Below are 7,308 nucleotides of genomic sequence, written 5' to 3' on the forward strand. Positions count from 1 at the left end.
AAGTTCATGCAGGAAACCAATAACATACTGCAGACCATCACTATCACCGATTGAGGAAACGAAATCCTGAATATCATTTCCGGCGCAGAAGCTATCGCCTTCACCATAAAAGAGAACCGCTTTCACTTGCTCATCTGCCTGGGCAGTTTTCAGGAATGAGGTTGCCTTCTGGTACATCTCCAACGTAATAGCGTTCCTCTTTTGCGGACGATTAAATACTATCTCTGCGACACCGGCATGAGAGTTATATAGAACTAAATCTGTCATTCGCTAATCTCTGCCTCTACAGGTTGCGGTTTATAAAACCTAGGAACGTACTGCTGAATCATTTCACTGCTTTCCCCCCAGGTATGGCAGCTATTGATCATCAGCCTTGCCCCCTCTTCCAGCACATCTTTTTTACTGCTTGGCCACATGGTTTGTACTGCAGTGGTTGCCACAATAGGCAGAAGCTCATTCATATGAGTACATCCCAACACGCCGCCTAATAGCTCCTTAGCCTTCTTATGCCATCCCGGTCCTATCCGTGTATTTTCCAACTTACGGAATGCACCACTAATACGTGAACACATTTTGAAGGGAGCCCGATCTATACATGCCTCTACCTCATGTATAAGCAGGCTGTTGTCGAGAGTTATTCTGATACTAAGATCATGAAACTCTTCCCCTGCTGCCACATATCCACCCCGCTCAGCATTGTCGACATCATGGGTTTTAATATCAGTCATTCTTGCTTCAATATCCCACATCTCATCTTCACGAAGGAATCCATTACAAATCACCCTTCGATTATGATGTTTTTGACGCCGAACAGGTTTAGATAGAGGCATTACAGGAGAACCCAGATCAGGCTGCGTTTGAATTGGCAGGTGGTTCTTTCAACATGCGGCGAAGTACTTTACCCACATTGGATTTGGGCAGTTCATCGGCAAACTCAACAATCTTAGGCACCTTGTAACGGGTCAGTTTATCCTTACACCAGTTACACACCTCTTCGCGAGTCAGATCAGGATTCTTGGTAACAACAAATACCTTCACTACTTCGCCTGATTTATCATCCGGAACACCTACAGCCGCAGATTCGACTATGTCAGGATGGAGAGTAAGCACATCTTCCACTTCATTAGGGTAGACATTGAATCCAGAGACAATAATCATGTCTTTTGCACGATCGACGATACGGTAATAACCTTCCTCATCGATGGTCGCAATATCACCGGTAATAAAGTAACCATCGTCGGTAAACGCAGATGATGTTTCGCGTTCACGCTGCCAGTAACCTTTCATTACCTGCGGACCTTTAACACAAAGCTCTCCCGCTTCCCCCTGAGGAACATCATTACCATCAGTACCGATAATGCGAATATCAGTGTGCATCATCGGCAGACCAATAGTACCAGTACGATTATCATCTGGTGGATTGAAGCATACTGCTGGAGATGTCTCTGTCAGACCGTAGCCTTCGATAATGTCGCAACCGGTTTTCTCTTTCCACATGACTGCCGTGGCAGGGTTAAGAGCCATACCACCAGAAGCGGTAAATTTAAGGTTAGAGAAGTCCACTGAAGAGAACTTTTCATCATTACACAAAGCCACAAAGAGAGTATTCAAACCAACAAAAGTACTCATCTGCCACTTACCCATCTCTTTGATGAAACCAGAGATATCACGTGGATTAGGAATAAGTACGCTATGTCCACCCAGTAGAGAAACCACCTGAGCTACAGTGAATGCATAGATATGGTAAAGCGGGAGCGGGGAAATAACCGTTTCCGTCCAATCAACACCTGGGACAGTTAGGCGTTCTTCAGCCTGCAGCATGTTGGCGATCAGGTTCGCATGGGTTAGTACCGCACCTTTAGACACACCAGTGGTGCCACCAGTGTATTGCAGAACAGCCACATCACCGGATTCAACTTTGACTGGCGCAGGGCGTTGACCATCGTATTTGTAAAAAGCGGAGCGCAAAGGAATAGCATCCGGCAAGTTGTAATCCGGCTCCATCTTTTTCAAATACTTCACCGCAGCATTAAGCAGATTACGCTTAATGAAATCGTGCAGGTCACCCACCTGGGTCACAAACAGATGCTTAATATCGGTATTACCGATAATCTTCTCAGCATTGTGCGCCATGCTTTTATGAATAATTAGCGCTTTGGCACCTGAATCGCAGAACTGGTGTTGCATCTCTTGAGGGGTATACAGCGGGTTAGTATTCACCACAACCATACCTGCTCGCAGGATGCCGAAGACCACGATTGGATACTGAATCAGATTTGGCATCTGAACCGCAACGCGATCACCCGCCTTGAGTCCTGTCTCTTTCTGTAGGTAAACCGCAAAGGCTGCAGAAAGACGATCTAATTCGTTGTAGTCGATGGTACGACCAAAACTGGTAAAAGCGGGTTTGGGACCGTACTGTTTCGCTGTATAGGACAGTACATCCGGAATTGTTTTAAATCCGTAATGGTTAAGATCTGCCGGAATAACATCGGCGGCAGGTAACTGCTGCACCATCGGAGGCTCCTCGTATAATTATTCTTATCGAGAACCTGTTAGGTTCTATTCTTTATGAACAACTTTTATATAGACAACTTCTATATGGACAACAAAGGGCATACAGCTTAGCAGCCATACGCCCTATAAGCTTAGGCTACAGGGAAAATTGCAGCCAGCTTAGTTGCAAGCATAATATCGCCATCCGCCTGGATGCGACCCGTCATAAATGCCTGCATGCCGTCAGTTTCACCCGACATTACCTCTTCGAGCGTAGTAGTGTCCATACGCAGTGTTACTGTGGCGTCATCACTACTTCCTTCAGCAACATCACATTCACCGCCCTGAACTGTTACAAACCACTCGCCACCGTCGCTAATTTCATACTGAAAAACCGCATCAGTGCCCGCTGCAGCATCTGCATTAAAACGATTTTTCATCTCAGTAAAAATTGTATTCAGATCAGCCATTTCAGTAACCTCTTTGTCTTTTTTATTCTTCAATTTATAACGCTTGGCATTGAGCTTAAGCAGGCCGCGTAACAAAGTGCGGCCTACCGGATTATTAAGTGCTCTTTTCATATAAGCACCTTAGAAAGCAAAGTGCTCTTCTTCCATTGTCATCAGATTGTCAGCACCGGATTGCATGGTAACGACCAGTGAACGGGTGCGCGGTAAGATACGTTCGAAGTAGAATTTCGCTGTCGTCAGCTTCGCTTGGTAGAACGCAGCATCACCTTCACCTGCGGTCAGTTTTTCCTGAGCTACTTTAGCCATGCACGCCCAGAAATAGCCCAGCACCGCATAGCCGGAGTACATCAGGTAATCTACAGAGGCTGCTCCTACCTCATCGCGGTTCTGCATCGCTTTCATACCTACCTTCATAGTGAGATCGCCCCACTCCTTGTTAAGCTCGATCAGAGGATCGATAAAGGTTTTCAGATCCGCATTATCAGATTCAGCCTGACAGAACTTATGCATAATCTTGGTGAAACCTTTTAGTGCTTCCCCCTGAGTCATAAGAACCTTACGACCCAATAAATCAAGCGCTTGAATCTGGGTGGTGCCCTCATAAAGCATGGAGATACGACTATCACGGACGTTCTGTTCCATACCCCACTCAGCGATAAATCCGTGACCACCGAAAACCTGTAGACCGTGGTTAGCTGATTCGAAGCCAACCTCTGTCAGGAATGCTTTCGCAATAGGTGTTAAAAAGGCGAGCAATGCATCTGCCTGAGCCTTTTCGTCACCGTCAGCCAGCTTCACCTTGTCCACCAACTGAGCACAGTAGTAGATCAACGCACGACCACCTTCAGCAAAAGCTTTCTGGGTCAGTAGCATTTTCCGTACTTCTGGATGCACGATAATCGGATCTGCTGGTTTTTCAGGTTTAGCAGGGCCATTCAGCGCACGCATCTGCAGACGATCTTTTGCGTATACCAGAGAGTTCTGGAAACCCCACTCAGCATGAGCCAAACCCTGCAGTGCCGTACCCAGACGAGCAGTATTCATAAAGGTGAACATGCAGTTCAGGCCTTTATTCGGAGGGCCAATCAAGTAGCCAGTGGAATCATCAAAGTTCATAACGCAGGTCGCGTTACCATGGATACCCATTTTATGTTCAAGGGAACCACAGCTTACACCGTTGTCGGCACCGATAGATTCCGGCAGATGCTTAGGCACGATAAACAGAGAGATGCCTTTAGTTCCCTCAGGAGCATCAGGGAGGCGGGCCAAAACGATATGCACAATGTTATCTGCCATATCGTGCTCACCCGCTGAGATAAAGATCTTAGTACCGGAGATTTTGTAGCTGCCATCTTCCTGTGGATCAGCCTTAGTCCGCAGCATGCCCAGGTCAGTACCGCAGTGTGGCTCGGTCAGACACATAGTGCCTGTCCACTCACCCGATACCAGCTTGGTCAAGTAGGTCTCTTTCTGCTCATGAGTGCCATGAGCATCCAGTGTATTCATCGCACCATGGCTCAACCCCGGATACATACTCCAGGACCAGTTTGCTGTACCCACCATCTCATTGATGATAATACCCATGGATTCTGGCAAACCCTGCCCACCCCATTCTTCTTCATGAGCCAAGGACGGCCAGCCACCTTCAACAAACTGCTGATAAGCCTCTTTAAAACCTTCTGGCGTGGTTACAGCACCATCATTCCACTGACAACCCTGCTGGTCACCAATCTGGTTAAGCGGGGAAAGAACGCGCTCAGCAAACTTGGCACCTTCTTCCATAATTGCAGACACCATATCCGGAGTTGCTTCCTCGCAACCTGGTAGATTCTGATAGTGCTGCTCAGCGTTAAGTACTTCGTTCAGAACGAAGTCCATATCACGGAGGGGCGCTTTGTATTCTGGCATGACATTTATCCTCAATATTATTTTTATCGCTTCCAGTCACAATGGAAGAACAGCCACATAGCACGAGATAAATCTGTAGCTGGGTTATTTATCTGTATTTAAGGATGGTTCACGGATGCTTTTACGCCAATAACAAAAGCTACCAGTTTTAGTGACAAATAATTCCACCTCCTCGAAAAGCCCATATTTACTAGGGTTAACACTCAAAGCACACTAACAAAAAGCAACCTAACAGATGACATATTTAGTCACTCCATTTATGCAACGCACAATTTACAGGCACAAAAAAACCGGCCTAGGCCGGTTTTTCTAACTAAATACGCAAATCAGTTTATGTAGTTAAACAAGCTGAGATCCTGAACTTTTGCAAAACTGGCATAAGACGCCTGCAATACTGTCTGCTGCAACTCAAAGCGACTGATCGCTTCGTTGTAATCCAGATCTTCAAAAGATGACAACGCTTCCTCAGTAAAGAGTTTGTAATCTGAGTTAACCAGCTCCTGCTGCTCCAAGGCATTCAAGCGGCCACCGATACTGGTTCGAACACCGATATTTTTTTCCTCAATACCCGAGAGATTTTCCAGAATCAGGTCCATTTTTTCAGAAAAATCATTTCTCCCAGCCTGGGTACTCAGATTAGCCTCTCTCAGCGTATCTCTGAGGTCGACAGCAGTATTAATAATATTATGCTGCGAAATCACATCCAGAGTTGCGACCCCGTCAACTGTTGACTCCAGAGTAATATCCACCCCTGCAATTGTAATAACCGGAGCATTAGGGTTAGTAGATAAGTCGTAGTTATTGAGATCCACTGCAGGATCATCTGCTGTTATAAATTGACCTGCATTATTAGTGACCGTCAGATTACCACCAGCAAAAGTAAAATTCAGAGGAGCATTCTGGCTCATAAACTCATCAAAGCCATCCGCATTGTCGGTGGTAATACCAACTTCACCAATATGACCCTGCGTTTGGGTGATATCCGCTTCCAGATAACCAGATACCTTGGGTACTTTCTCGAAGATCTCGAAACCTGAGTCAGTAGAAGCTATTTTGTTTTCAGGGCCTACCTGGATAAAACGCTGACCATCATCACCCTGGAATTCATAGCGGCCTGTACCAGCATTAAGTTCATAAGGTTTAGTAAAACCTTTATGACCAGAAAACAGATACTCACCCTGAACATCCTTGGTATTCATCAAACCATCGAGTTGCTTCACCAGCTCGTCGGCTTCATAAGCAATTGAGTTGCGGTCCGTGTCTGTCAGGACACCATTCTTACCCTGTATTGCCAGTTCCTTTAAGCGAATAGAGATATTATTGATCTGCTCGATGGTATTCTCTTCAAGCTCTAATCTGCGCTGTGATACTTCGATATTGCCGTTAAACTGCTCAGTTCGCGCAATCTCTTTTTTAAATTTCTGAATCTGAGCTGATGCCAACGGGTCATCAGAAGGCTGCAGCACACGCTTACCGGTAGACAACTGCTGCTGAGTCTTGAATAAGTCAGCACTTGTCTTACTCAGATTATCAATATTGCTAAGAAAAACCTGCTGTGTAGAGATTCTCATAATTTATCTCCTTAAACACTCTGTAACAGCGCGTCAAAAATTGTCTGGGAAGCACGAATCAGCTGAGCCGAAGCCTGGTAGGCTTGCTGGTACTGCACCAGCTTTGCTGCTTCCTCATCCAGATTGACACCTGAAATGCTGTCACGCATCTGTTTATTGGCATCCAGTACAGTTTTACCTGCCTGGGCGTTTACCTGAGCCACCGCTGCCTGTGTACCCACCTGCTCAACGGTTTGGCCATATTTATCCTGATAGGATGCGCCTTCAATTGTCCGGGTGAACTGTAAGTCAGACATCAACAGAGCATTACGGTTATCGGATACACCATCAATATTCAGGTTTACCGTGAAACGGTCACCTACATCTGGCCGATTCTTCACTGTAATTTCGTAACCGGAGAGCGTGATTGGCTGACCAGGAGTATTCTCTTTCAGTGCACGCTCACCATCCGCATCGGTTAAGACTACATAAGCCGCCTCTGTCGAATCAGGATCATGCTGAATAGTGAATATATCGCCATCAGCAGGCACTTCTGCAGCATCAAAATCGATCGCAAAACCATAGGTTTGAGTCAGATCCAGTGTTCCATTATCCCAAGGGCCACGGAAAAGGGTCATAGCAGGTGTGGCTGAATCATAAACGCTGAATTCAGTGCTGGCAGCATCGTAAATAACCGTCAAAGGATAAGTAACATCACCTACCAATCGATCATCAGTAATCCGTACATTTGTAACAGCAGCATTCGCATTGCCATTAGTATGAGCATCAGGCTGGATCGTAAAGGTATCACCCACAACTGGGACACCTGTAACATCAAGAGATAGACCAATGCCTGGTATATCCAATGATCCTGGCGCTGCACT

At 46.1% G+C, this 7,308-nt stretch carries 7 protein-coding genes; all 7 read right to left on the bottom strand.

What is annotated here, in order from left to right:
• A partial coding sequence (locus GY843_RS17820; protein ID WP_297311621.1) for an enoyl-CoA hydratase/isomerase family protein occupies nucleotides 1-267 on the bottom strand: 267 nt, incomplete at its 3' end.
• The gene (locus tag GY843_RS17825) at nucleotides 264-830 is read right to left on the bottom strand and encodes a DUF2889 domain-containing protein (RefSeq protein ID WP_297311623.1); all 567 of its coding nucleotides are present in this window, start codon (nucleotides 828-830) and stop codon (nucleotides 264-266) included. The genes GY843_RS17820 and GY843_RS17825, both read right to left, overlap by 4 nt.
• Before the next feature lie 16 nt (nucleotides 831-846).
• The gene (locus GY843_RS17830) at nucleotides 847-2,517 is read right to left on the bottom strand and encodes an AMP-binding protein (RefSeq protein WP_297311625.1); all 1,671 of its coding nucleotides are present in this window, start codon (nucleotides 2,515-2,517) and stop codon (nucleotides 847-849) included.
• 131 nt (nucleotides 2,518-2,648) lie between these two features.
• Complete coding sequence (locus GY843_RS17835; protein ID WP_367183871.1) at nucleotides 2,649-3,077, bottom strand: SCP2 sterol-binding domain-containing protein; 429 nt, start codon at nucleotides 3,075-3,077, stop codon at nucleotides 2,649-2,651.
• Between the two features lie 9 nt (nucleotides 3,078-3,086).
• Entirely contained in the window at nucleotides 3,087-4,874 is a 1,788-nt protein-coding gene (locus tag GY843_RS17840; RefSeq protein WP_297311627.1) for an acyl-CoA dehydrogenase C-terminal domain-containing protein, read from the bottom strand.
• 326 nt (nucleotides 4,875-5,200) lie between these two features.
• Nucleotides 5,201-6,445 (bottom strand): flagellar hook-associated protein FlgL, encoded by a 1,245-nt coding sequence (flgL, locus tag GY843_RS17845; protein ID WP_297311629.1) that lies wholly within the window; start codon nucleotides 6,443-6,445, stop codon nucleotides 5,201-5,203.
• Nucleotides 6,446-6,456: 11 nt separating this feature from the next.
• Nucleotides 6,457-7,308 (bottom strand): flagellar basal body rod C-terminal domain-containing protein (locus GY843_RS17850; protein ID WP_297311631.1); only part of this gene is annotated, 852 nt, incomplete at its 5' end.

The organism is Neptuniibacter sp. (assembly GCF_024231755.1).
Classification (GTDB): Bacteria; Pseudomonadota; Gammaproteobacteria; order Pseudomonadales; family Balneatricaceae; genus Neptuniibacter.